Here is a 24,921-nt window from a genome sequence, read left to right on the forward strand (position 1 = left end):
GCCTTGCCATCAGTCTTCGTCGCTGTGGAGCCTGCGTCGAACGGACAGCAGTTCCACTTCCGGCCGGCCGGCGACAAAGCGCTCGCACCGGTCCAGTACTTCGGTGAGATGTCCGGTGTCCCCGGACACCACCGCGAGCCCGATCTCGGTCCTGCGATAGAGGTCCTGCGCCCCGGTCTCCGCCACGCTCACCATGAATTTCCGCTGGAGTTCGGCGATGATCGGGCGGACCACGGAACGCTTCTCCTTCAGCGACCGTACGTCGCCGAGAAGCAGATCGAAGGACAGAGTCCCCACATACATGGATGTATCCGGATGTCCCGCCGGTTCGGGTTCAGGAGCACCTGCCGGTGATTGGCAGGGACACCGAGAACCGTACACGCAGCGGCCGGGGCCGATCGACGGATATATCTCCGCCGACCGGCCCCGGCCCGTGCCCGGTCAGCCGCGAGGCTTCTCGCGCATCTCGTAGGTGGCGATGACGTCGTCGATCTTGATGTCGTTGAAGTTTCCGAGGTTGATACCGCCCTCGAAGCCTTCGCGGATCTCGGTGACGTCGTCCTTGAAGCGGCGCAGACCCTCGATGTTGAGGTTCTCCGCGATGACCTTGCCGTCGCGCAGGAGGCGGGCCTTCGTGTTCCGCTTGACCTCGCCGGAGCGGATGAGCACACCGGCGATATTGCCCAGCTTGGACGAGCGGAAGACCTCGCGGATCTCCGCCGTGCCCAGCTCGACCTCTTCGTACTCCGGCTTGAGCATGCCCTTGAGGGCCGCCTCGATCTCCTCGATGGCCTGGTAGATCACCGAGTAGTACCGGACGTCGACGCCCTCGCGCTCCGCCATCTGCGAGGCACGGCCGGCCGCGCGGACATTGAAGCCGATGACGATGGCGTCGGAGCCCATGGCCAGGTCGATGTCCGACTCGGTGACCGCACCCACACCGCGGTGCAGCACACGGATGTCGACCTCTTCGCCGACATCGAGCTGGAGCAGCGACGATTCGAGCGCCTCGACCGAACCGGACGCGTCGCCCTTGATGATGAGGTTGAGCTGCTGGATCTCGCCGGCCTTGAGCACCTTGTCCAGGTCCTCCAGCGACACCCTGCGCACCCGCTTGGCGAACGCGGCGTTGCGCTCGCGGGCCGCGCGCTTCTCGGCGATCTGACGGGCCGTACGGTCCTCGTCGACCACCAGGAAGTTGTCGCCCGCGCCCGGGACGTTGGTGAGACCGAGGACGAGGACCGGGGTCGAGGGACCCGCCTCCTCCACGTTCTCGCCCTTGTCGTCGAGCATGGCCCGGACCCGGCCGTACGCGTCACCGGCGACCATCGTGTCACCGACGCGCAGCGTGCCGCGCTGGACCAGGACGGTCGCGACGGCGCCGCGGCCGCGGTCGAGATGGGCCTCGATCGCGATGCCCTGCGCGTCCTGCTCCGGGTTGGCCCGCAGGTCGAGCGAGGCGTCGGCGGTGAGGACGACGGCCTCCAGCAGGGAGTCGATGTTCAGACCCTGCTTGGCGGAGATGTCGACGAACATGGTGTCGCCGCCGTACTCCTCGGCCACCAGACCGAACTCGGTGAGCTGTCCGCGCACCTTCGTCGGGTCGGCGCCCTCGACGTCGATCTTGTTGACCGCGACCACGATCGGCACATCGGCCGCCTTGGCGTGGTTCAGGGCCTCGATCGTCTGGGGCATCACACCGTCGTTGGCCGCCACCACGAGGATCGCGATGTCGGTCGACTTCGCACCACGGGCACGCATGGCGGTGAACGCCTCGTGGCCCGGGGTGTCGATGAAGGTGATGCGGCGCTCTTCGTCGTTGACCTCGGTCGCGACCTGGTAGGCACCGATGTGCTGGGTGATGCCACCGGCCTCGCCCGCGACGACGTTCGTCTTGCGGATGGCGTCGAGGAGACGGGTCTTTCCGTGGTCGACGTGACCCATGACGGTCACGACCGGCGGACGGGAGACCAGGGCCTCGTCGCCGCCCTCGTCCTCGCCGAACTCGATGTCGAAGGACTCGAGAAGCTCGCGGTCCTCCTCCTCCGGGCTGACGATCTGGACCTTGTAGTTCATCTCCTGGGCGAGCACGACCAGCGTGTCGTCGGTGACGGACTGGGTCGCGGTGACCATCTCGCCGAGGTTCATCATGACCGCGACGAGCGACGCCGGGTTGGCGTTGATCTTCTCCGCGAAGTCGGTGAGGGACGCGCCGCGCGACAGACGAATGGTCTCGCCGTTGCCACGGGGCAGCATCACACCGCCGACCGACGGGGCCTGCATGGCCTCGTACTCCTGGCGCCTCTGCCGCTTCGACTTACGGCCACGACGGGCCGGCCCGCCGGGACGGCCGAACGCGCCCTGTGTGCCACCACGGCCACCGGGGCCGCCGGGACGACCGCCGAAGCCGGGACGGCCGCCGCCGAAGCCGCCACCACCGCCGGGGCCACCGCCGCCGGGACGGCCGGCGAAGCCGCCGCCGCCACCGGGACGACCGCCACCGCCGCCACCCGGACGGCCGGCGAAGCCGCCGCCGCCACCGGGACGGCCCGCACCGGCACCGCCGGGACGACCGCCGCCGCCGGGACCGCGGCCGCCACCGCCGCCGGGGCCGCCCCCGGGACGGGGACCGGCGGCCGGACGCTGCGGCATCATGCCCGGGTTGGGGCGGTTGCCCGCGGGGCCGCCGCCACCCGGACCGGCGGCGCGGGGCGCCTGCGGCCGGGGCATACCACCGGGGGTCGGACGGGCGCCGCCCTGGCCCTGGGGCCGGGGAGCTCCGCCGGGACCGCCCTGCGGACGGGGGGCGCCGGGGGCGCCGCCGTGTCCACCGGGACGGGGAGCGCCGCCGGGACGGGGCGCCTGCGGGCGCGCCATTCCGGTGGAGCCGCCGGAGGTGAAGGGGTTGTTGCCCGGACGGGGACCGGCCGGACGGTTGCCGCCGGGGCGGGGACCGCCCTGGCCGGGTGCGGGACGGCCCTGGCGGTCGCCGCCGCGGCCGCCGTCACGCTGGCCGCCGGACGGGGCCGGACGGGCGGGACGCGGACCGGGCGCGCCGGGACGCGGGGACTGCGGAGCCGCGGGCTGTGCCGGAGCCGGGGCGGAGAACTCCGCCGCGGGGACCGGGTTCGCGGGCGCGGGCCGCGCGGGAGCCGGCTTGGGACCCGGACGGGGGCCCGGAGCCGGTGCGCCGGAGGGGGCGCTGCCGGGGGCCTCGGCGGCAGCCGGCCTGGGGGCCGGGGCGCCGGGCTTGGGGGCAGCCGGACGGGGCGCGGCCGGAGTCGGCGCGCCGGGGGTGGGGCCGCCCGCACGGGGGGCGGCGGGGGACGGCGCCGCCTTGCGGGGCGCGCCGGGCTTGGCAGCGGACTTGCCGGCACCTGAGCCGGAACCCTGCAAAGCGTCAGTCAACTTGCGCACAACCGGCGCCTCGATCGTCGAGGACGCCGAACGGACGAATTCACCGAGTTCTTGGAGCTTGGCCATGACGACCTTGCTCTCGACGCCGAACTCCTTGGCGAGTTCGTATACCCGGACCTTAGCCACTTCGCTCCTTTTAGGTCCGGTTACCGCCGGACCGTCGCTACTTCATGGGCGTACTCATCGCGTACTCATCGAGTGCTCATCGCAATCTCGACCTACTTCCAACTCGCGAGGTACCTGACCGCACGGGAATCCGTGCCGTACTTCTTCTTACGGTGCCGTCTGCGCCGTCCGCCGCACGTGGTGCAGCACTCCGGCCGTGTCGAGCGGTCCCTGGGCCCGGAAGGCCCGGGGAAACGCCCGGCGTCGTACAGCCAGATCGAGACAGACCACGGCGGGGTGTATATACGCACCCCGGCCGGGCAGCGTACCGCGATCATCGGGGACACACTCGTCCCCGATCATCACGATGCGCAGCAGATCGCTCTTGGCCGCTCGCTCCCGGCAGCCCACACACATGCGTTCAGGGCATGCGCCGAGGCGCGTCCGGCCAGACATGGTTAAGTCTACCTCCCCGTAGCGACCTCACCCGTTGGGGGCAGAAATCGAACACCTGTTGCCCCCTGGTTGTCTCCTGTGTCCTCATCACGGTCCGGTTTCCGGCCGGATCACGGCCGGAAACCGGCGGGGCTCCGGACCGGGGCCGTCAGCGCCTCTCGGGGCCCTGCTCCGTGCCCTGCTCCGGGCCCTGGTCCGCGCTCTGCTCGGTGTCCGGGCGGATGTCGATGCGCCAGCCGGTCAGCCGGGCGGCCAGACGGGCGTTCTGGCCCTCCTTGCCGATCGCCAGCGACAGCTGGTAGTCGGGTACGGTCACCCGGGCGGAGCGCGCCCCCAGGTCGACGATCTCGACCTTGCTCACCCGGGCCGGGGAGAGCGCGTTCGCCACCATGTCGGCCGGGTCGTCCGACCAGTCCACGATGTCGATCTTCTCACCGTGCAGCTCGGCCATCACATTGCGGACCCGGCCGCCCATCGGGCCGATGCAGGCGCCCTTGGCGTTGAGTCCCGAGCGGGTGGACCGGACCGCGATCTTGGTGCGGTGCCCGGCCTCCCGGGCGATGGCCGCGATCTCGACGCTGCCGTCCGCGATCTCCGGGACCTCCAGCGCGAAGAGCTTCTTCACCAGATTGGGGTGGGTGCGCGAGAGGGTCACGGACGGGCCGCGCACCCCCTTGGCCACCCGGACGACATAGGTGCGCAGCCGCAGGCCGTGGGTGTACTCCTCGCCGGGGACCTGCTCCTGCACCGGCAGGATGGCCTCCAGCTTGTCGTCCAGCCTGACCAGGACGTTCTTGGGGTCCTTGCCCTGCTGCACCTGGCCGGCGACGACATCGCCCTCCCGGCGCGCGTACTCGCCGAAGGTGACGTCGTTCTCCGCGTCCCGCAGCCGCTGCTGGATGACCTGGCGTGCGGTGGTGGCGGCGATACGGCCGAAGTCGGTCGGCGTGTCGTCGAACTCCTTGGGCTCCTGGCCCTCCTCCACGTCGGAGGGGTCCTCCTTGGCCCAGACGGTCACATGGCCGGTGTCACGGCTGAGCACCACCCGGGCGTGGCGGCGGCTTCCCTCGGTGCGGTGGTACGCGATGAGGAGGGCCGACTCGATCGCCTCGACCAGCAGGTCGAAGGGGATCTCCTTCTCCTGTGCCAAGCCCCTCAGGAGTTTTACGTCGATGTCCACGGCTACGCCTCCTCTTCCTTCTGCTGGAGTGGTGTGTCCTTGCGGTTGAACTCGATCTCCACGCGGGCCCCGGCGATCTCGTCGAAGGCGATACGGCGGGCGGTGGGCCGGCGGCCCTTCACACCGGGCACTTCGAGGCCGAGCCCCTCGTCGTCGACGGTCAGCACGCGGGCCACGAGGTCCCCGCCCTCCCGGAGCCGGAACTTCACCAGCCTGCCGGCCGCCCGTGCGTAGTGGCGGTGCTCGGTCAGGGGGCGGTCGGCTCCGGGCGAGCCGACTTCGAGGACGTACTCGCCCTCTCCCATCACATCGGTCTCGTCGAGCCTGCCGGAGATCGCACGGCTCAGCTCGGCACAGGCGTCCAGGGTGGCGCCCTCGTCGGAGTCCACCACGATCCTCAGCTGGCGGCGGCGCCCGGTGCGGGAGACCTCGATCTCCTCCAGATCCAGGCCCGCGGCGCTGACGAGCGGTTCCAGCAGCCCGCGCAGCCTCTCGCTCTGGGTGGTGCTCATCCGGGTGACTCCTCGGCCGCGTGTGCTGTTGTGGGATCGTCGCGTGTCAGATCAAAGGGTATCCGGTCCCGAAGGGTGTTGCCGTCCACCACCCGGGCACCCGCAGGTACGCTCGCCTGCGGCGATGATCACCGAGAGGCCGAGGGAGACACGCGTGGGGCACACCGGGACGACGCGAAGACATGCTCTCGTGGTGACGGGCGCGCTCGCCGCGGGAGCCCTGACCGGCTGCGCGGACGGGCCGTCGGGTGGCCGGGACGGGGACGGACCGCGTACGGGCGGCGCCTCCGGCACCACCACCGCGGCCGCGCGCCGGGCGCTGGCCGGGGCGAGCGGCGCGCTGCGGGACCAGTACGACGCCGTCATCGCGGCGCATCCGGCGCTGGCCGGACGGCTCACCCCGCTGCGGAGCTCGGTGGCGGCCCATGTCACCGCGCTCGGCGGGACGGCGCGGACCGCCGGCCCCGGTGGCACGGGCCGGGTCCCGGCCGAGCCCGCCGCCGCGCTCAGGGCGCTGGCGGCGGCCGAGCGCCGGGTGTCCGACGCCCACACCACCGCCCTCGCCGACGCCGAGCCGGAACTGGCGCGGCTGCTCGCGTCGGTCGCGGCGGCCGGCGCCGTACACGCCTATCTGCTGGCCGAGCCGGGCGCCGGGCCCGCGAACGGGGGTGCGCGATGAGCGCGGACCGGGTCCTCGACGCCGTCCAGGCCGCGCTCGCCGCGGAGCACGCGGCGGTGTACGGGTACGGGGTCGCCGGCGCCCGGGTCGGCGGAGCGCGGGAGGCCGAGGCGGCGGCCGCGCACGGAGCGCACCGGGCCCGCCGGGACGCGCTCGCGCGCTCGGTCCGTGATCTGGGCGGCCGCCCGGTGGCCGCGGCGCCCGGGTACGCGCTGCCGTTCCCCGTGGGCGACGAGGCCGCGGCCGTGCGGCTCGCGGCGTTCCTGGAGGACCGGGTCGCGGGCGTCTACTCCGATCTCGTACGGGCCGCCGGAGGCTCGCTGCGGCGGGAGGCGGCGGTGGCGCTGCGGGAGGCGGCCGTCCGGGGCGCCCGGTGGCGCGGCAGCGGCGTGGCCTTCCCCGGGCTCACCGAGCGGGCCCGGAACGCAGTGAACGGCCGGTGAAGGGGCGTCGCGCACCCGTGGACGTCGAAGCGCCCCAGCGGCTGGCGCGGGCGCTGGGCGAGAGCGGGGGCGACGGCTGGCTCGACCGGCTGCCCGGGATCGTCGAGGAGACCGTGTCCCGGCAGAGTCTCGACGTCGAACGGGTGGTGGCGCCCGGCGGCCGGAGCAGCCTGGTCCTTCTCGTACGGCTGGAGGACGGCACCCCCGCGGCGCTGAAGCTCGCGCCCGCGGCGGCGCGGCCGGAGGCGGAGCGCACGGCCCTGGAGCACTGGGACGGCCGGGGCGCGGTCCGGCTGCTGTCCTCGCCCGGGGACGCGCTGGTGCTGGAACGGCTCCACCCGGAGGTGTCCCTGAGGTCCCTCCCGGAGTCCAGGGCGCTGCTGGAGGCGGCAGGGATCGTACGGCGGCTGTGGGTCGAGCCGCCGCCGGGGCACGGATTCGAGACGGTGGCCGGGCGGACGGCACGGCAGGCCGAGGCGATGCAGGGGACCGCCGAGCCGCTGGTGTCCAGCGCGCTGGCCGCCCGTGAGGAGCTTCTCGCGGCCCCCGCCGAGGCGCTCCTGCTCCACGGCAGCTTCCGCCAGGGCAAGGTGCTCGGGGCGGACCGGGTGCCCTGGCTCGCGGTGGGGCCCGAGCCGGTCGTCGGCGAGCGCGCCTACGATCTGGCGCGGCTGGTCCGGGACCGGGTGGAGGACCTGATCGCGTCCCCCTCGGGTGCCTCCGCAACCCGCCGCCGGGTGAACCGGCTCGCCGACTCCCTCGAACTCGACCCGGACCGGCTGCGGGCCTGGACCCTCTTCCGCGCGGTGGAATCGGCGACGCGGGGCCTGCGTGCGGGCCGGGTACGGGAGGCGGAAGTGGCCCTGGAGTTCGCGTCCTGGCTCTGACGGGCGGGCGCGGTGGGGTACGGGCTCGGGAGGGGCGCGGGGCCGTGCCCGGCCCACGCTCCGATCTGCCCGCCCTGCCGGCGCACCGGCTCCGGACGGGTCGGCACTGCACCCGTCGCGTACCGGCTCCGAACGGACCGGCGCCCTGGTGGCCGGGCTTGTCGACGGCCCGGGCCCTGGCCGGTGCTCCGGACCGGGCTACGGCGCACGGCACTGCGCTCGCCGACTTCGTCGACGCAAGCCCCGAGGGACCGAACCGCTCACCTTCGCCCGAACGGACCGCCCCCTCGTGGGTCGGCCCCACGCCGGCCGGTGCTCCGGACCGGAACCCGGGATCCGGCCCTCCGGCGCCCCGCGCTGGCGGTACGCCCTCCTGGGCGGGAGTGGCCGACCCCGTTCGTACGGCCGGAACAGCGCACCGCACAGCACGACCGGTCGGCGGGACCCGCCCGAGCGGGCGCGGCGCCCCCGGACCGGACTCCCCCGGTGCCTTGCCGGGGTGGGCGGCGGGAACCGGGGGCTCCGGCCCGCGGACAGACGGGTCCAGGGCCGCCGGGCCCCGGGGTCAGCCGGCCGCGAGGCGGGTGACCGCCTCGGAGAGCGGGAGTTCCTCGCGCTCACCGGTGCGGCGGTCCTTCAGTTCGACCACGCCCTCGGCGGCACGGCGGCCCGCGACGAGGATCTTCGGAACGCCGATGAGTTCGGCGTCCGTGAACTTGACGCCCGGGGAGACACCGGCGCGCTCGTCGACGAGGACCCGCAGGCCCGCCGCAGCGAGCTGGTCCGCGGCCTGGAGGGCCAGCTCGGTCTGGAGGGCCTTGCCCGCGGCGACCACATGGACGTCGGCGGGGGCGATCTCACGCGGCCAGCACAGTCCGCTGTCGTCCGCGGTCTGCTCGGCGAGGGCGGCCACCGCGCGGGAGACACCGATGCCGTAGGAGCCCATGGTGACGCGCTCGGGCTTGCCGTTGCTCCCGAGGACGTCGAGCTGGAAGGCGTCCGCGTACTTGCGGCCCAGCTGGAAGATATGGCCGATCTCGATGGCGCGGCCGAGCTGGAGCGCAGTCCCGCAGGTGGGGCAGGGGTCGCCGTCCTCGACCACGACGACGTCCACGTACTCGTCGACCTCGAAGTCACGGCCCGCGACGACGTTCCTCGCGTGCACGCCCTCCCGGTTGGCGCCGGTGATCCAGGCGGTGCCGGCCGTGATCCGGGGGTCGGCGAGATACCGGACCTTCTCCAGTCCCTGGGGGCCGACATAGCCGCGGACCAGGTCGGGGCGGCCGGTGAAGTCCTCGGCGGTGACGAGTTCGACCTCGGAGGGGGCGAGGTGGTTGGCGAGCTTGCCGAGATCGACCTCGCGGTCCCCGGGCACGCCGACCGCGATGATCTCGCCGTCGACCTTGACGAGGAGGTTCTTCAGGGTCGCGGACGCGGCTACGTCCAGGAACTGGGCGAGCGTCTCGATCGTGGGGGTGTCGGGGGTGTCCAGCGTCTCCAGCGGGGGGTGCTCCCCGGCGGGGGCGGCCCCGGCGGTGAAGGTCACGGCCTCGGTGTTCGCCGCGTATCCGCAGGAGGGGCAGTGGACGAAGGTGTCCTCGCCCGCGGCGGCCGGGGCCAGGAACTCCTCGGAGGCGGAGCCGCCCATCGCGCCCGAGACCGCCGACACGATGTGGTGTTCCAGGCCGAGCCGCCGGAAGATCCTGATGTAGGCCTCGCGGTGCAGCGCGTACGCCTGGGCCAGGCCCTCGTCGGAGGTGTCGAAGGAGTAGGAGTCCTTCATCAGGAACTCCCGGCTGCGCAGGATGCCCGAGCGGGGGCGGGCCTCGTCGCGGTACTTGGACTGGATCTGGTAGAGGATCACCGGCAGGTCCTTGTAGGACGTGCACTGGTCCTTGACGAGCAGGGTGAAGATCTCCTCGTGCGTGGGGCCGAGGAGGTAGTCCGCGCCCTTGCGGTCCTTGAGACGGAACAGCTCCGCGCCGTACTCCTCCCAGCGCCCGGTCGCCTCGTACGGCTCCTTGGGCAGTACGGCGGGCAGCAGGACCTCCTGCCCGCCGATCGCGTCCATCTCCTCGCGCACCACGCGGGCGACGTTCTCCAGGACCCTCTTGCCCAGCGGCAGCCAGGACCAGATGCCGGCCGCGTTGCGGCGTACGTACCCGGCGCGGACGAGCAGCTTGTGGCTGAGCGTCTCCGCGTCCGCCGGGTCGTCGCGCAGTGTCTTGACCATCAGACGGGACATGCGCTGGACCTGGGCTGCCATGGGAAGTCTCCTGCGGGACGAAAGAGTGATGTGCAGGAGGTTAGCCGGGGGGTGCGGACGGGCGGAAATCAATTGCCGCGGAGCAGCGGCAGCGGTGCTCCCATCACGGCGTAGGGGCTGGGCGCGCTGGGGAAGTGGACCTGGAGGGCGAGGTCCCGGTAGCCGAGCCGCCGGTACAGGGCGCGGGCCGGGGATTCGATGTCGATCGCGGAGAGGATCGAGCGCGGCTGGTCCGCGGTGTCGGTGATGGTGGTGATCAGCGAGCGGCCGATGCCCCGGCCCTGGTACACGGGGTGGACATGGAGTTCGGTGATGACGAAGGAGTCGTCGAGCCAGCCGTCGCTGCCGGTGCGGCGCAGATACGGTTCGACGACGGTGGACCACCAGTGGCGGCGGTCGTTGGGCATCCCGTAGACGAAGCCGACGAGATCTCCGTCGCCGGTCAGTGCGCCGAGTGCGCGGGCGCCGGGCTGGAGGAGATGGCGGTGGACGATATGGCGCCGTACCTCGATCTCGTCCCTGCCGAGTCCGAAGGCGACCGCCTGGACCCGGAGGGCTTCGTCGATCCGGGTGGAGAGATCGACCGGCTGGACCTGGACATCGGGGATCCGGGGACCGCCACCGGGATGCACTGCCATGCGCGAACCCTACTGGCCGTGGCCGGGGCCGCCGACGGCGCGCCCGCCGGGGGCGGGATGCCCGGAGGAGCACATCGGAAGAGCACGTCAGAAGAGGACGCTCATAAAGGCGCCGACCTCACGGAAGCCGACGCGCCGGTACGCGGCCCTGGCGGCGGTGTTGTAGTCGTTGACATAGAGGCTGACGACGGGGGCGACATCCGCGAGCGCGTACCGCAGTACGGCCGCCATCCCGGTCTCGGACAGTCCCCGGCCGCGGAACTCCGGGTCCACCCAGACTCCCTGGATCTGGCACGCCTGGGTGGTGGCCGCGCCGATCTCGGCCTTGAAGACGACCCGGCCGTCGTCGACGCGGGCGAACGAGCGGCCCGAGCCGACGAGTTCGGCGACCCGGGCCTGGTAGAGCAGTCCGCCGTCCCCCGCCATGGGCGAGACGCCGACCTCCTCGGTGAACATGGCCACGCACGCGGGCATGATCACCTCCATCTCGTCCTTGCGGACCCGGCGGACGAGGGGGTCGGGCTCGATGCCGTCGGGGACGCTCTCGGTCACCATGAGCGGCTGCCGGTGGCGTACGTCCCTGGCGGGGCCCCAGCTCGGTTCGAGAAGCCGCCAGAGCTGGGCGGTGGGCACGGCGGGGCCGACGATCGAGGAGCATCTGCGGCCGGTTCTGCGGGCGCGGTCGGCGAAGGCGCGGACGGCGTCGGGGGTGGCGCAGATGGGGACGAGATTGGCGCCCGAGTAGCAGAGCGAGCGCAGCCGCCCTTCCGTGTACCAGCCCCACATCTCGCCGCCGAGCCGCCAGGGATCGAGACCCGCGACCTGGACCCGGGCCGTGACAAAAGCATTCTCCACGGGCTCGCTCTCCAGGACGGCGAGCGCGGCGCCGAGGTCACCGGGTTCGAGGACCCGGGTGGTGGTCTGCGTCAACACGAGGGGGCCTCACCGTACGGTCTGCTGATCTCCGCACTGTACCTGGCGGGTGTGCCGGGTGCCGAGTGAGGAACAGGGGCCCCCGCACGCCGGGCGGGCGGGGGCCGGCACGGGCGGCCGTCGCGGAGGCTCAGCCGACGGAGACCTCGGGCTCGCCGGAGGGGATGCCGTCCCGCTCCATCTGTTCGGCGATCTTCATGGCCTCGTCGATGAGGGTCTCGACGATCTTCGACTCGGGCACCGTCTTGATCACCTCGCCCTTCACAAAGATCTGCCCCTTGCCGTTGCCGGAGGCCACACCGAGATCCGCCTCACGCGCCTCACCCGGACCGTTCACCACACAGCCCATCACCGCGACCCGCAGTGGAACCTCCATGCCCTCCAGACCCGCCGTGACCTCGTCCGCGAGCTTGTACACATCGACCTGCGCACGACCGCACGACGGGCACGACACGATCTCCAGCCGCCGCTGCCGCAGATTCAGCGACTCCAGGATCTGGATCCCGACCTTCACCTCCTCCGCCGGAGGAGCCGACAGCGACACCCGGATCGTGTCCCCGATCCCCTCCGCGAGCAGGGCGCCGAAGGCCACCGCCGACTTGATCGTCCCCTGGAACGCCGGTCCCGCCTCGGTCACCCCGAGATGCAGGGGGTAGTCGCACTGCGCGGCGAGCTGACGGTAGGCGTTCACCATCACCACCGGGTCGTTGTGCTTCACCGAGATCTTGATGTCCCGGAACCCGTGCTCCTCGAACAGCGACGCCTCCCACAGCGCCGACTCCACCAGGGCCTCCGGCGTCGCCTTCCCGTACTTCTTCAGCAGCCGCGCGTCCAGCGACCCCGCGTTCACGCCGATACGGATCGGCGTCCCCGCCGCTCCCGCGGCCGCCGCGATCTCCCGCACCTTGTCGTCGAACTGCTTGATGTTCCCCGGATTCACCCGCACCGCGGCGCACCCGGCGTCGATCGCCGCGAACACGTACTTCGGCTGGAAATGGATATCCGCGATCACCGGGATCTGCGACTTCCGCGCGATCACCGCGAGCGCGTCGGCGTCGTCCTGCGTCGGACACGCCACCCGCACGATCTGACAACCCGATGCCGTCAACTCCGCGATCTGCTGCAGCGTCGCACCGACATCCGACGTACGCGTCGTCGTCATCGACTGCACCGACACCGGGGCGTCGCCACCCACGGCCACGGTGCCCACCTGGATCTTCCGGCTCACGCGCCGGTCTGCGAGCTTGGTCGGAACGGACGGGATACCGAGAGAAATCGCGGTCATCTGCTGTGCAACCCCATGGTGTGGATCGAGGTCCCGACATCGGCGGGCTCCAGCCTTCGAGATTACGGCACAGGGGTCAGGACGGGCACATCCCGCGCGCCAAACCCTTCCCAAAGGTGAGCGGCCGGGCACAGGGTGCACCGGCCGCCCGCACGGGAGACGTTCAGGTGATCTTGACGGGGTTCACGATGTCCGCGACGAGGACGAGCAGGGTGAAGCAGATGAAGACGCCCGCCACGACGTACGCGACCGGCATCAGCTTGGCCACGTCGAACGGGCCGGGGTCGGGCCGCCGGAAGAGCCGGGCCACATTGCGCCTTACGGACTCCCACAGGGCCCCGGCGATATGGCCGCCGTCCAGGGGCAGCAGCGGCAGCATGTTGAACAGGAACAGCGAGAGGTTGAACCCGGCGAGCAGCATCAGGAACATGGCGAACAGATTCTGCGCCGGTGCGTCGAGGGTCATCACCTCACCGCTGATCCGGGCGGCGCCGACGACGCCGACCGGGGAGTCGTCCTTGCGCTCGGCCTCGCCGAAGGCCGCGCTCCACAGATCCGGGACCTTGGAGGGCAGCGCGATGATCGACTGGACGCCGTTCTCGATCATGTCGCCCATACGGACCACGGAGTCGGAGAAGGAGAGCGGCAGGATCTCGGACTGGGCGGCGAAGCCGAGGTAGCCGGCCGGGACGAACTCGCCGGGGACGACCTCGCCGTCCGCGTCCTTCTTGGCCACCATGTTCTCGCGGAGCGTGGCATGGAGGACATGCTCGCCACCGCCGCGCTCGACCGTGATGGTCGCCGGGCCGATCGTCTCGCGGATGCGGTCCGACAGGGTGCCCCAGTCGTCCACGGGCTTGCCGTTGAAGGCGACGATCCGGTCGCCGGTCTTCAGCCCCGCGGCCTGGGCGGGCGAGACCGGGTCGCCCTTGGCGCAGGTGTCGCGGTCGGCGCTCTGGGCGATGACGCACTGCTGGACGCCCGCGACCTCGGTGGTCTGGGTGGAGAACCCGAAGCCCATCGCGACACCGAGGAAGATCGCGACCGCGAGGACCAGATTCATGAACGGTCCGGCGAACATGACGATCACGCGCTTCCACGGCTTGCGCGTGTAGAACAGCCGGGTCTCGTCGCCCGGCTTCAGCTCCTCGTACGCGGCCGTCCTGGCGTCCTCGATCATCCCGCGCCAGGGGGAGGTGGACCGGGCCTCGATCCGGCCGTCCGCGCCGGGCGGGAACATCCCGATCATGCGGATGTAGCCGCCCATGGGGATGGCCTTGACGCCGTACTCCGTCTCGCCCTTCTTGCGCGACCACAGGGTGGGCCCGAAGCCGACCATGTACTGCGGGACCCGGATGCCGAAGAGCTTGGCCGTCGACAGATGCCCCAGCTCGTGCCAGGCGATGGAGAACAGCAGGCCCGCGGCGAACATGAGTATGCCGAGAGCCGTCAACAACATCGTCATGCGCGAGCCTCCGCTGTGGCCTTCACTGCCAGTTCCCGGGCCCGCGCACGGGCCCAGTTCTCCGCTTCCAGGACGTCGGCGACCGTGAGCCGGGTTCCGCCCGTGGGCACTCCGTGCTCGGTGACGACTTCGGTGACCGTATCCATGATTCCGTTGAACGGCAGCCGCCCGGCGAGAAACGCCTCCACGCACTCCTCGTTCGCGGCATTGAACACCGCCGGCGCCGTCCCGCCCAGCTCCCCCACCCGGCGGGCGAGTCCCACGGCGGGGAACGCCTCGGTGTCCAGGGGGAAGAACTCCCAGGTGGAAGCCTTGCTCCAGTCGAAGGCGGGGGCCGCGTCCGGCACCCGTTCGGGCCAGCCGACGCCGATGGCGATCGGGCCGCGCATATCGGGCGGGGTGGCCTGGGCGATGGTCGAACCGTCCGTGAACTCCACCATCGAGTGGACGTACGACTGGGGGTGGACCACGACCTCGATGCGGTCGAAGGGGATGTCGTAGAGGAGGTGTGCCTCGATGACCTCCAGGCCCTTGTTGACCAGGGTCGCGCTGTTCACGGTGATCACCGGGCCCATCGCCCAGGTGGGGTGCGCGAGGGCGTCCTCGCGGGTGACGTCCGCCAGCTGGGCCCGCGTACGGCCGCGGAAGGGGCCGCCGGAGGCGGTGACCACGAGCTTGCGCACCTCGGCCCGCGTACCGGCGGCGAGGGCCTGGAAGAGGGCGGCGTGCTCGGAGTCCACCGGGATGATCTGGCCGGGCCTGGCGACGGCCTTCACCAGCGGCCCGCCGACGATGAGCGACTCCTTGTTGGCGAGGGCGAGGGTACGGCCCGCGGTGAGCGCGGCGAGGGTGGGAGCGAGCCCGATGGAGCCGGTGATGCCGTTGAGGACGGTGTGGCAGTCGGACGCGGCGAGCTGGGCGGCCGCGTCGGGGCCGGCCAGGATCTCGGGCAGCGGGTCGCCGCCGTACTGCGCGGCCAGGGCCTCGCGCAGCGCGGGCACGGCCTCCTCACGGGCCACGGCGACGGTCCCGGCCCGAAGGCGCCTGGCCTGCTCGGCCAGGAGTCCGGCCCGGCCGCCCGCGGCCGAGAGCGCGGTGACACGGAAGCGGTCGGGATTGCGCAGGACGAGATCGATGGCCTGGGTGCCGATGGAGCCGGTGGAGCCGAGGACGACGATGTCCCGGCGCTCCGCGCCCCTGTCGGGGGCGAAGAGGGTGTGCGGGTCGGCGAGGGGGGATGGGCGGTCGCTCATCCCCCCATTGTGTCCGCAACCCGGGCGGGTCGGGACCGCGGTGTCAGCGGATACGGCGATGGACGTCCTCCCCCTCGGAGGGGCCCGGGGTCGCGTCCGCGATCCAGGGGCCCTCGCCGCTGGGGTCGACGACGCCCTCCTCCAGCCAGGTGTAGGTCCCGGACAGAACACCGTCGACGACCCTGCGGTCGATGTCGTCGGTGTTGGACCACAGCCGGGTGAACAGTTCCTCGGCCCGGATCCTCGCCTGCCGGCAGAAGACGTCCGCGAGCTGGTACGCCTCCCGGCCGCGGCCCTCCCCGGTGCGCAGCAGCTCCGCCCGTACACAGGCGGCGCTCATCGCGAACAGTTCGGCGCCGATGTCGACGAACCGGCCCAGGAACGCCTGTTTGGTCTCCATCCGGCCCTGCCAGCGCGCCATCGCCAGGAACATCGCACGGGCGAGCCTGCGGGAGGCGCGCTCCACATAGCGCAGATGCACGGAGAGGTCGTGGTGTCCCGGGGGGTGGAACTCCCTGTACGTGTTCGGGAGCTGGCCGGGGCCCGCGACCAGTTTCGGGAGCCAGCGGGCGTAGAAGGCGCCGGCCTGGGCGCCCGCCCTGGCCTTGTCGCCGAGGGACTTGTCGGGGTCGATCAGATCGCCGGCGACCTTGAGGTGCGCGTCGACGGCCTCCCGGGCGATCAGCAGATGCATGATCTCCGTCGAGCCCTCGAAGATCCTGTTGATGCGCAGATCACGCAGCAATTGCTCGGCCGGTACGGCCCGCTCGCCGCGGGCGGCGAGCGAGTCGGCGGTCTCGAAGCCCCGGCCGCCGCGGATCTGGACCAGCTCGTCCGCCATCAGCCAGCCCATCTCGGAGCCGTACAGCTTGGCGAGCGCCGCCTCGATACGGATGTCGTTGCGGTCCTCGTCGGCCATCTGCGAGGAGAGGTCGACGACGGCTTCGAGGGCGAAGGTGGTGGCGGCGATGAAGGAGATCTTGGCGCCGACGGCCTCGTGCCGGGCGACCGGTTTGCCCCACTGCTCGCGGGCGGCCGACCACTCACGGGCGATCTTCAGACACCATTTGCCCGCGCCGACGCACATCGCGGGCAGCGACAGACGGCCGGTGTTGAGCGTGGTGAGGGCGATCTTGAGGCCGGCGCCCTCGGGGCCGATCCGGTGCGCGGCGGGGACGCGGACCCGGTGGAAGCGGGTGACCCCGTTCTCCAGTCCCCGCAGGCCCATGAAGGCGTTGCGGTGCTCGACGGTGATCCCGGGGCTGTCCGCCTCGACGACGAAGGCGGTGATCCCGCCCTTGTGGCCCTCCGACTTCGGCACCCGGGCCATCACCACGAGCAGATCGGCGACGACGCCGTTGGTCGTCCACAGCTTGACTCCGTCGAGGATGTAGCCGTCGTCGCCGTCCGGGACGGCGGTGGTGGCCAGACGCGCGGGGTCGGATCCGACATCGGGCTCGGTGAGCAGAAAGGCGGAGATGTCGCTGCGGGCCAGGCGCGGCAGGAACGCGTCCTTCTGCTCCTGGGTGCCGAAGATCTTCAGCGGCTGCGGTACGCCGATCGACTGATGGGCGGAGAGCAGCGCGCCGATCGCGGGGCTGGCGGAGCCGACCAGGGCGAGGGCCTTGTTGTAGTAGACCTGGGTGAGGCCGAGCCCGCCGTACTTGATGTCGATCTTCATCCCGAGCGCGCCGAGTTCCTTGAGGCCGTTGATCACCTCGTCGGGGATCCGGGCCTCGCGCTCGATGAGGGCGCCGTCGATCCTGGTCTCGCAGAAGTCGCGGAGCCGGGAGAGGAACTCCTCGCCGCGCCGCACGTCCTCGCCCGCGGGCAGGGGGTGGGGGTGGATCAGGTCGAGCCGGAAGCGGCCGAGGAACAGCTCCTTGGCGAAGCTCGGTTTGCGCCAGTCCTGTTCACGCGCGGCCTCGGCGACCTGCCGTGCCTCTCGCTCGGTGACCTTGGGGGGCCGGTTCTTCTCCAGTGGTGCGGTCATGAGGTCCACCTCGCCGCGAGTCGGGTTGTGCGGGCGTCGGAAGGGCCGGGGCGCGATCGCCCTACCGGCCGGTGCTACTCATCCGTACTACCCGATGACCGACGGCTCCACCAGTCTTCCCGGGGCGAAGGGGGGAACACGGCGCGCGCTGGAGCGAAAAGCGGCCGGAGCCCCCGCACAGTGGGCTCCGGCCGCCGGTTCGCGTACCGCTGGTGTCGTACGGCTCCCGGGTCGCCCCGGGAGGTTCAGAGCGCGAGTCCGGTGAGGACCAGGACGCGCTCGTAGGTGTAGTCGTCCATCGCGTAGGCCACGCCCTCGCGGCCGACGCCGGACTGCTTGGCGCCGCCGTACGGCATCTGGTCGGCGCGGTAGGACGGGACGTCCCCGATGATCACACCGCCGACCTCCAGGGCTCGGTGGGCGCGGAAGGCGGTCTGGACGTCATGGGTGAAGACGCCCGCCTGGAGGCCGTACTTGGAGTCGTTGACGGCGGCGAACGCCTCGGCCTCGCCGTTCACCTTGGTGACGGTCAGGACCGGTCCGAAGACCTCCTCGCAGGCGATGGTGACGTCCGCGGGGACATCGGCGAGGACGGTGGGCGCGTAGCTCGCGCCGTCGCGCTTGCCGCCGGTCAGGAGCGACGCGCCGGCCGAGACCGCCTCGTCGACCCAGGACTCGACGCGCTGGGCCGCGTCCTCGCTGACCAGCGGGCCGACATCGGTGGCGTCGTCGTTCGGGTCACCGGTGACCTGCGCCTCGACGGCCGCGACGATCTTCGGCAGGAGCCGGTCGTACACGGAGGCGTCGGCGATGACCCGCTGGACGGAGATGCAGGACTGGCCGCCCTGGTAGTTGGAGAAGGTGGCGATCCGGGTCGCCGCCCAGTCCAGGTCCTGCTCGGAGGACCAGTCGGGCAGGACGACGGCCGCGCCGTTGCCGCCCAGCTCCAGGGTGGTGTGCTTGCGCGGGACCGAGTCCATGATCGCGTAGCCGACCGGGCCGGAGCCGGTGAAGGAGATGACCGGGAGGCGCTCGTCCTGGACGAGGGCGGGCATCCGGTCGTTGGGGACGGTCAGCACGGACCAGGAGCCGGCCGGGAGGTCGGTCTCGGCCAGCAGCTCGCCCAGTACGAGGGAGGAGATCGGGGTCGCCGGGGCGGGCTTGAGGATGATCGGCGCGCCGACCGCGATGGCGGGGGCGACCTTGTGGGCGCTGAGGTTCAGCGGGAAGTTGAACGGCGCGATACCGAGGACGACTCCCCGGGGGATACGGCGGGTGAGGGCGAGACGGCCGACGCCGCCGGCGTCGGTGTCCAGGCGCTGGGCCTCGCCGCCGTTGAACCGCCGGGCCTCCTCGGCGGCGAACCGGAACACGGACACGGCCCGGCCGACCTCGCCGCGCGCCCACTTGATGGGCTTGCCGTTCTCGGCGGAGATCAGCCGCGCTATCTCCTCGGTGCGCTCGGCGAGCCGGCGGGACACATGGTCGAGCGCGGCGGCCCGTACATGCGCCGGGGTCGCGGCGAACTCGTCCCGGGCGCCGTATGCGGCGGCGACGGCCTCCTCGACCTGGGCCTCGGTCGGGACGGAGACCTGTCCCACGAGACGTCCGTCCCACGAGGAGGTGACGTCGAAGGAGGTCTCGCCGGTGGCCTGGCGTCCGGCGAGCCAGAAGGCGTGGGGGGTGGAGGTCATGTCCCGGCCCTTCCGAGGTAGGTGGAGTGCTGTGCCCCCACGGTAGGGGCGGTCGGGCGTCCATGGGGTTGTCCGGGGTGGAGTGATCGGCGGGGCGTTCCCTACGGATTGGCGGAGGGGGGAATGAGCGTGGCCCGGCCCGGGGTGCCGCGCAACGGGCGGGTGCTGCGGGACGGGCCCGGCCCCGGAGCTGTCGGATGAGCCCGGCACCGGTCAGCGGCGGCGCTCCGTGCTGACGATCAGACAGACCGCGGCGACGACGATCGCCCCGCCGACCGCGATCTGCCAGGTCACGGCCTCGTCGAGGATCAGGGCGCCGAGGAGGACCGCGACGACCGGATTGACGTACGCGTAGGTGGCGACCAGGGAGAGCGGGGCGGTGTGGAGGAGCCAGGCGTACGCCGTGAAGGCCACGAGTGAGCCGAAGACGATGAGATAGGCCAGCGCGATCCAGGAACTCGTGGAGACCTCGGCGAACACGAAACCGTGCTGCTCGCCCCGGCCGAGGCCGACGAGGGCGCAGCCGATGCCGCCCGCGACCATCTCGTACGCGCTGGCCGCGAACGGGTTGGCCGGCAGGGGGATGCGGGAGGAGGAGAAGGAGCCGAGGGACCACATGACCGTGGCGGCGATCACGGTAAGAACGCCCCACAGCCGGATCTCGCCGCTGAGGCCGGGCAGGGTGAGCACGGCGAGCCCGCCGAGCCCGAGGAGGACTCCGCCGTACGCGCCGGGACCGGGCCGTTCGCCGGAGATGCGGCGCAGGACCACGACCCAGGCCGGGACGATCGCGACGAGCAGCGCGGCGAGGCCGGAGGGGATGGCGGTCTCGGCGAGGACGACGAGGCCGTTGCCGCCGAGGAGAAGCAGCAGGCCGACCACGGCGGCGGAGGCGAGCTGGGCGGGGGTGACCCGGAGCGCGGAGGCTCCCTGCCGCCAGGCGACCAGGGCGGCGAGGACGACGCCCGCGACGGCGAAGCGCGCTCCGGCCGAGAGGAAGGGCGGCATGGTCTCGACGGCGACGGCGATGCCGAGGTAGGTCGAGCCCCAGAGTACGTACACGATGGCGAGCGCGGCCCACACGGCACCGGATATCCGGCCGCGGGGAGCGGGCGCGTCCGTGGAACCCGGGGGGCCGGCGGGGGCTGTGGGGGCTGTGGTGTCTGGGTGGTCCGAGGGATCTGTGGTGCCCGGGGACGCGAGCGGTTGACCGAGGGCCGTGGGGGTGGCGGCCGGGTCCCCGGGCTGGGCGGCGGCGCCGGGCGGGGGGTCGGTCGTCGCGGACGGGTCGGCGTCGGGCGCGCCCGCGGAAGCGGCTCGTGGTGTCATGCGGTCCTTCTCGTGTCCCCGGTCTCGATTCCGGGCCGACGACCGGGGCCACCGGCTATCAGCACTGACGAGACTTTAGGTACTTACATGGCCGCATGCCAAAGTATCTGCCCGGCTTCGGGCAGCGCTGGCGGAAATCAGCCGTCGAATTCAGCCCGGGGCAGGATCCGTTGTCGTCTTGAGGGCCAGCCACAGCTCCATCCGGACATCCGGATCGTCGAGGGAGCGCCCCAGGATCTCCTCGACCCGGCGCATCCGGTAGCGCAGGGTGTGCCGGTGCACCCCGAGGTCGGCCGCCGCCGCGTCCCACTGGCCGTGGCGCGAGAGCCAGGCCCGCAGGGAGGCCACCAGATCACCGCGCCCGGTCGCGTCGTGCTCGTACAGCGCGCGGAGCATCCCGTCGGCGAAGGCCCGTACCGCGTCGTCCGCGAGGAGCGGCACGATCGATCCGGCGGCCAGCTCCTCCTGCTCGACGAGCGCGCGTCCGCGCCGACGCGCGACGGAGAGGGCCTGCTCGGCCTGCCTGTACGCGCCCGCGGCGGCGATCGGGCCCGCCGGGGCCGAGAGCCCGACGGTGATCCCCGCCTCCTCGGCCTCCTTCGGAGCGTACGCGTCCAGACACACCCGCACCACCGCGCCGCCGTCCGCCGCGAGCACCACGAGCCGCCGCTCCGACTCCGGTACGAGCAGCACCGTCTCCCCGGCCCGGGAGGCCGCCGACTCCAGGGTCTCGACGACGGGCTGGAGCCACCCCGCCGTCTCCTCCTCCACGGCGGCGGGCTCGGCGATCAGCAGCCGGAAGGGGGCGTCGAGCACCGCTCCGTACAGATCCCCCGCCACCGCGCGGGCGTGGTCCTGCTGGCCGGACAGCAGCATCCGCAGCACCGCCGTACCGAGGCGCTGCTCCGCGCGCTGGAGCGAGCGGGAGCGTTCGGTGGAGAGCGTGAGCAGGGCGACGGCGGAGTGCACGGCATAGCGCTCGGCGGTGCCCAGCGGCGCGCCCGTGCCGACGGCGAGCGCGCCCCGCACCCGGCGGCCCGAGCCCAGGGACTGGAGCTCCACCCGGTCGTCGCCGGTGTCCCCCATGACCGCGCTGGCGGGCGCGGAACGCTCGCGCAGCCGCTTCACCCCGGCGGTGAGCCGGGCCGCCCGGCGCACCGCCCAGTCGGGCGAGGCGGCGACGACCGAGCCGGAGGCGTCGTAGAGCGCGGCCCAGCCGTCGACATAGGCGGCGAGCCGTGTGACGACCCCGCCGGGGCCATCGGCGAGTGCGGCCCGGGTCAGCTCGCGCTGGGCCTCGAACCCGGCCGTCACCGCGCGGTACTGGTCGGCCGCGATCGCCGCCGAGACCGCCTTGCTGATCGCGATGAACGGCGTGCGGCGGGGCACGACGAGGAGCGGGAAGTCCGCCTCGCGGGCGGCGTCGAGCAGTGCGTCCGGGACGTCCTCGTAGTGGACCCCGACGGCGAAGCCGAGTCCGACGACGCCCGCGCCGACCAGGCGGCGCACATAGCGGCGCATGGCGTCGCGGTCCTCGGCGTCGAGGGTGATGGCGGTGACGAGGAGGAGTTCGCCGCCCTCCAGATAGGGCACGGGGTCGGCCAGCTCGCTGACATGGGCCCAGCGAACGGGCCGCTCCAGATGGTCCTCGCCGGAGCGCACGCTGAGTTTGAGCGCCGAGTGCTGGGCGAGGGAGGCGAGCGTGGGCGGCATGGAACCTTCAGGGCGGGCGCGGAGGATTTCGCCGTCCCGTATGAACGGCCTCTCCCGATTCTGCCAGGTCGTAGCAGTACGGGCCCGTTCTCCCGGCGGGCAGCGGGTGCGGTCCGCCCGCCGGGCGCCCCGTGTCTCCGGCCCTCGGCGCGGCCGCCATGGCTTCGGCCCTCGGAGGCGGCAGCCGTGGGTCCCGTTGTCCGTCGCGGCCGGGTCAGGTGCGCAGGTCCACCAGCAGGGGCGGTGCGTGTTCCCCCCGTACGGTCGTCAGGGAGAGCACCGCATGCCCGGCCGGCACACCGTGCGCGAGATCGGACGAGGACCAGCGGGCCCGCTCGACCTCCCGTACGGTGACCGCCTCCGCGGTGGCGGCCTTGCCGGTGACCAGACGGCGCATGAGATGCAGGGCCTTGGTGAGCGGCTCGTCCGAGATGATCTGCCGGTTGGTCACATCGCGGGTCTGCACCCACTCCGTTCCCCAGGTCTCCGCGAAACGGTTGCCGTCCCAGGGCGCGAGCCCGGCGAACGCCATCCGGCAGCCGACCGCGCCGAGGAGCGGCCCGCGCAGGGGCTCCGGAACATCCTCCAGGGTGCGCAGCGCCAGCACGACCCCGGCGTTGGCGGAACGCAGCCGCTGGATGGAGCGCACCGAGTCCGCGGTCATCGTGTCGGTCGCGTCGTCGACGACGAGCGCGGCGAACAGGGAGCGGTCGGAGCGGGTGAGCGCGGCCTCGGTGAACTGGGCGAGCACCAGACGGGCGACGATCCTGGACGCCTCGGCATGGCCGCGCTCGGGCAGATCGATACGGACGCGGAGGGGGTGTTCCACGGCCCGGAGGGAGAACTGGCGCCCGCCGCCGTCGGTGCGGAAGAACTCCGCGAACGCCGGCCGGTCCAGAAATGCGATCCGCTCGGCCAGCAGGACACCGATGTCGTCGGCGCGGGCCGACTGCCGCTCCCTGGCGTCCAGCTCCCGCAGCTGTGCGGCGGCGGGCCCGCCCCGGGCCTCCAGGGCCGCCCGCAGCCCGTCGAGCGCGGCCCGCGAGCCGCCGAGCAGCTCCCGCAGCTCGGGAACGGCCGGGAAGCGGCCGTACACACTCCGGTAGGGCCCGATCAGCTGCGCGAGGGCGGTGGCCGCGCGCCTGCTGTCCCCGCCCGGCGTGGTGGCTGCGAGATCCCCGACCAGCGCCTCGGCGAGCGTCCTGGCCGCCTCGTCCGGGTCCTCCGAGCCGCCGTACAGATCCAGGTCATGCGTCGACTCGGGCCTGCCGACGGCGATGACCAGGTCGAACGCGTCATCGGGCGCGAGGCCCGAGCCGTACGCCGTGACGGCGACGACGGCCGCCCGGTTGGCGAGCGCCAGCAGACACAGCGACTCCACCACCGGCCGCACGAGCCGCACGCTCTTGCCCGCGCCCGACGGTCCGACCGCAAGCAGCGAGGTTCCGAGCAGCCCGGGATCGAGCGCGACACCGGTGGTGCGGCGGGAGTAGGGATTGCGCGGGTCGTCGACCGCCACACCGATCCTCACCTGCCCGGTGGCCAGATCGTGGACCGCCTTGCGCACCGGCAGATCCCGTACGCCCGAGGGGTGCGCGCAGGCCGCCGGACCGCCGCGCCGCACCGCGTCGGTGAACGCGGTCAGCCGGTCGGGCCTGGCGTGGACCCCCTGCCACGCGCGCCGGATCCGCGCGTAGTCCACATCCCCGAGACTTCCCGCGCGCGCGGCCGCGGTCAGCGTCTCCGCGACATCGACGAGCCCGGCGGCCCGCAGATCGGGCCATTCGACGGGGTCGGATTCGGATTGCGGAGCGCTCTCGTCCTCCGGTTGGCCGTGCAGACGGCGGCGGACGGCGGGCCATGTGCCGATGCGTCCGACGACCGCCACGACGGAGGCCACCAGCAGGATGTAGTGGATGCTCGATGCCCAGGCCAGCCAGGTGGTGGTCCTCGGCATGTCACGCCACACACTCGGCAGCACGATGAACAGCGGCCACAGGGGGACGCCGTAGCGGCGCCAGACCTCGGCCCAGTTGCCGACCCGGCCCATGCCGACCGAGATGAGGCCCACCACGAGTCCGTAGTAGAGATACGTCAGAGCGACGTACACCTGGAACTGATCGTGCAGCGGATCCGTCCAGGCGTCCGGCACGGGCCACTCCATGGGCAGTGTCCACCAGTCGTCGATGAAGATCCACCACCCTTCGAGGTAGTTGTTCCACAGCAGCGACCAGAACAGCCAGCCGCACAGGAACGCGATGAGCGCGCCGCTGAGCAGTTGGCGTCCCGGCACCAGGTCCGGCTCCTCGTCCGGGCGCGGCCGGTGGTTCAGTCGCCAGACCCCGGGGCCGGCCGGAGGGCGCGGGGTGCGCAGCCAGTCGACGACGGTGGGGCGGGTGGTGGGGGCGTGCCCCGGCAGGGCCGGGACACGGGGGACGTCCGGGGGATTCGCGGGCCGTGGCACCGACGTCGGCGGCGCCCCCGGGTGGGGCGGCGGCACGGGACCGGACCGGGTACCGCGTGCGTCGAATGTGCCTTCGGAATCCATGTGAACCGCTGCCCCCTGACCAGCCAGGCCCGCCTCTTGCACGGTCAATCTAGTGCCCCGGTGCGGGTAGTTCACCGATTCACGCCGCCCGGTGTCCGCGCGGCCGGGCTCAGGGCCGCGCGGAT

General features: G+C 72.5%; 19 protein-coding genes. 3 read left to right on the top strand and 16 right to left on the bottom strand.

The genetic code is table 11. The annotated features are described in order from the left end of the window. Positions 1–9: 9 nt before the first annotated feature. The 5 genes from ACIBCM_RS29140 to rimP all read right to left on the bottom strand — a co-directional run bounded on the left by ACIBCM_RS29140 (position 10) and on the right by rimP (position 5,670). A complete protein-coding gene (locus tag ACIBCM_RS29140; protein WP_399248319.1) occupies positions 10–303 on the bottom strand; it encodes a DUF503 domain-containing protein in 294 nt (97 codons plus the stop codon). Between the two features lie 138 nt (positions 304–441). Further along, positions 442–3,543: a translation initiation factor IF-2 gene (infB, locus tag ACIBCM_RS29145; RefSeq protein WP_399248321.1), complete on the bottom strand. Its 3,102-nt coding sequence runs from the start codon at positions 3,541–3,543 to the stop codon at positions 442–444. A 147-nt stretch (positions 3,544–3,690) separates the two neighbouring features. Then, entirely contained in the window at positions 3,691–3,978 is a 288-nt protein-coding gene (locus tag ACIBCM_RS29150) for a YlxR family protein (RefSeq protein ID WP_399248323.1), read from the bottom strand. A gap of 148 nt (positions 3,979–4,126) precedes the next feature. Next, positions 4,127–5,158 (bottom strand): transcription termination factor NusA, encoded by a 1,032-nt coding sequence (nusA, locus tag ACIBCM_RS29155; protein ID WP_399248325.1) that lies wholly within the window; start codon positions 5,156–5,158, stop codon positions 4,127–4,129. A 2-nt stretch (positions 5,159–5,160) separates the two neighbouring features. After that, complete coding sequence (gene rimP, locus ACIBCM_RS29160; RefSeq protein WP_399248327.1) at positions 5,161–5,670, bottom strand: ribosome maturation factor RimP; 510 nt, start codon at positions 5,668–5,670, stop codon at positions 5,161–5,163. Positions 5,671–5,824: 154 nt separating this feature from the next. Between rimP and ACIBCM_RS29165 the strand changes: the two genes are divergently transcribed. The 3 genes from ACIBCM_RS29165 to ACIBCM_RS29175 are packed head-to-tail and all read left to right on the top strand — an operon-like array spanning position 5,825 to position 7,679. Continuing rightward, on the top strand, positions 5,825–6,349 hold the full coding sequence (locus ACIBCM_RS29165; RefSeq protein ID WP_399248457.1) for a hypothetical protein: 525 nt from the start codon (positions 5,825–5,827) through the stop codon (positions 6,347–6,349). Beyond that, positions 6,346–6,792 carry a ferritin-like domain-containing protein gene (locus tag ACIBCM_RS29170; protein ID WP_399248329.1) on the top strand — a complete coding sequence of 149 codons (447 nt, stop codon included), beginning with the start codon at positions 6,346–6,348 and terminating at the stop codon, positions 6,790–6,792. Before ACIBCM_RS29165 ends, ACIBCM_RS29170 begins: the two co-directional genes overlap by 4 nt. A gap of 17 nt (positions 6,793–6,809) precedes the next feature. Next, positions 6,810–7,679: an aminoglycoside phosphotransferase family protein gene (locus tag ACIBCM_RS29175; protein ID WP_399248331.1), complete on the top strand. Its 870-nt coding sequence runs from the start codon at positions 6,810–6,812 to the stop codon at positions 7,677–7,679. 565 nt (positions 7,680–8,244) lie between these two features. Here the strand turns inward: ACIBCM_RS29175 and ACIBCM_RS29180 are convergent. The 11 genes from ACIBCM_RS29180 to ACIBCM_RS29230 all read right to left on the bottom strand — a co-directional run bounded on the left by ACIBCM_RS29180 (position 8,245) and on the right by ACIBCM_RS29230 (position 24,796). Continuing rightward, positions 8,245–9,945: a proline--tRNA ligase gene (locus ACIBCM_RS29180; protein ID WP_399248333.1), complete on the bottom strand. Its 1,701-nt coding sequence runs from the start codon at positions 9,943–9,945 to the stop codon at positions 8,245–8,247. A 68-nt stretch (positions 9,946–10,013) separates the two neighbouring features. Continuing rightward, positions 10,014–10,583, bottom strand: a complete 570-nt coding sequence (locus tag ACIBCM_RS29185) for a GNAT family N-acetyltransferase (RefSeq protein ID WP_399248335.1) — start codon at positions 10,581–10,583, stop codon at positions 10,014–10,016. 87 nt (positions 10,584–10,670) lie between these two features. Beyond that, the gene (locus tag ACIBCM_RS29190; RefSeq protein WP_399248337.1) at positions 10,671–11,516 is read right to left on the bottom strand and encodes a GNAT family N-acetyltransferase; all 846 of its coding nucleotides are present in this window, start codon (positions 11,514–11,516) and stop codon (positions 10,671–10,673) included. A 130-nt stretch (positions 11,517–11,646) separates the two neighbouring features. After that, on the bottom strand, positions 11,647–12,801 hold the full coding sequence (gene ispG / locus ACIBCM_RS29195; protein WP_399248339.1) for a flavodoxin-dependent (E)-4-hydroxy-3-methylbut-2-enyl-diphosphate synthase: 1,155 nt from the start codon (positions 12,799–12,801) through the stop codon (positions 11,647–11,649). A gap of 163 nt (positions 12,802–12,964) precedes the next feature. After that, positions 12,965–14,266 carry a M50 family metallopeptidase gene (locus ACIBCM_RS29200; RefSeq protein ID WP_399248341.1) on the bottom strand — a complete coding sequence of 434 codons (1,302 nt, stop codon included), beginning with the start codon at positions 14,264–14,266 and terminating at the stop codon, positions 12,965–12,967. Next, positions 14,263–15,519, bottom strand: a complete 1,257-nt coding sequence (gene dxr / locus ACIBCM_RS29205; RefSeq protein WP_399248343.1) for a 1-deoxy-D-xylulose-5-phosphate reductoisomerase — start codon at positions 15,517–15,519, stop codon at positions 14,263–14,265. Before dxr ends, ACIBCM_RS29200 begins: the two co-directional genes overlap by 4 nt. Positions 15,520–15,562: 43 nt before the next feature. Further along, positions 15,563–17,512 carry an acyl-CoA dehydrogenase family protein gene (locus ACIBCM_RS29210; RefSeq protein WP_399248345.1) on the bottom strand — a complete coding sequence of 650 codons (1,950 nt, stop codon included), beginning with the start codon at positions 17,510–17,512 and terminating at the stop codon, positions 15,563–15,565. A gap of 245 nt (positions 17,513–17,757) precedes the next feature. After that, the gene (locus ACIBCM_RS29215; RefSeq protein WP_399248347.1) at positions 17,758–19,206 is read right to left on the bottom strand and encodes an aldehyde dehydrogenase family protein; all 1,449 of its coding nucleotides are present in this window, start codon (positions 19,204–19,206) and stop codon (positions 17,758–17,760) included. A gap of 213 nt (positions 19,207–19,419) precedes the next feature. Beyond that, a complete protein-coding gene (locus tag ACIBCM_RS29220) occupies positions 19,420–20,535 on the bottom strand; it encodes an EamA family transporter (protein ID WP_399248349.1) in 1,116 nt (371 codons plus the stop codon). 150 nt (positions 20,536–20,685) lie between these two features. Further along, the gene (locus ACIBCM_RS29225; protein WP_399248351.1) at positions 20,686–22,248 is read right to left on the bottom strand and encodes a PucR family transcriptional regulator; all 1,563 of its coding nucleotides are present in this window, start codon (positions 22,246–22,248) and stop codon (positions 20,686–20,688) included. Between the two features lie 214 nt (positions 22,249–22,462). Next, positions 22,463–24,796 carry an ATP/GTP-binding protein gene (locus ACIBCM_RS29230; RefSeq protein WP_399248353.1) on the bottom strand — a complete coding sequence of 778 codons (2,334 nt, stop codon included), beginning with the start codon at positions 24,794–24,796 and terminating at the stop codon, positions 22,463–22,465. Positions 24,797–24,921: the final 125 nt, after the last annotated feature.

The sequence above is a fragment of the Streptomyces sp. NPDC051018 genome, from assembly GCF_044456085.1.
Taxonomy (GTDB): Bacteria; Actinomycetota; Actinomycetes; order Streptomycetales; family Streptomycetaceae; genus Streptomyces.

Coding starts and splice junctions, on each gene's coding strand:
- ACIBCM_RS29140 (WP_399248319.1), bottom strand. CDS start 303: ATGTATGTGGGGACTCTGTCCTTCGATCTGCTTCTCGGCGACGTACGG.
- ACIBCM_RS29150 (WP_399248323.1), bottom strand. CDS start 3,978: ATGTCTGGCCGGACGCGCCTCGGCGCATGCCCTGAACGCATGTGTGTG.
- rimP (WP_399248327.1), bottom strand. CDS start 5,670: ATGAGCACCACCCAGAGCGAGAGGCTGCGCGGGCTGCTGGAACCGCTC.
- ACIBCM_RS29170 (WP_399248329.1), top strand. CDS start 6,346: ATGAGCGCGGACCGGGTCCTCGACGCCGTCCAGGCCGCGCTCGCCGCG.
- ACIBCM_RS29180 (WP_399248333.1), bottom strand. CDS start 9,945: ATGGCAGCCCAGGTCCAGCGCATGTCCCGTCTGATGGTCAAGACACTG.
- ACIBCM_RS29185 (WP_399248335.1), bottom strand. CDS start 10,583: ATGGCAGTGCATCCCGGTGGCGGTCCCCGGATCCCCGATGTCCAGGTC.
- ispG (WP_399248339.1), bottom strand. CDS start 12,801: ATGACCGCGATTTCTCTCGGTATCCCGTCCGTTCCGACCAAGCTCGCA.
- ACIBCM_RS29200 (WP_399248341.1), bottom strand. CDS start 14,266: ATGACGATGTTGTTGACGGCTCTCGGCATACTCATGTTCGCCGCGGGC.
- dxr (WP_399248343.1), bottom strand. CDS start 15,519: ATGAGCGACCGCCCATCCCCCCTCGCCGACCCGCACACCCTCTTCGCC.
- ACIBCM_RS29210 (WP_399248345.1), bottom strand. CDS start 17,512: ATGACCGCACCACTGGAGAAGAACCGGCCCCCCAAGGTCACCGAGCGA.
- ACIBCM_RS29215 (WP_399248347.1), bottom strand. CDS start 19,206: ATGACCTCCACCCCCCACGCCTTCTGGCTCGCCGGACGCCAGGCCACC.
- ACIBCM_RS29220 (WP_399248349.1), bottom strand. CDS start 20,535: ATGACACCACGAGCCGCTTCCGCGGGCGCGCCCGACGCCGACCCGTCC.
- ACIBCM_RS29225 (WP_399248351.1), bottom strand. CDS start 22,248: ATGCCGCCCACGCTCGCCTCCCTCGCCCAGCACTCGGCGCTCAAACTC.
- ACIBCM_RS29230 (WP_399248353.1), bottom strand. CDS start 24,796: ATGGATTCCGAAGGCACATTCGACGCACGCGGTACCCGGTCCGGTCCC.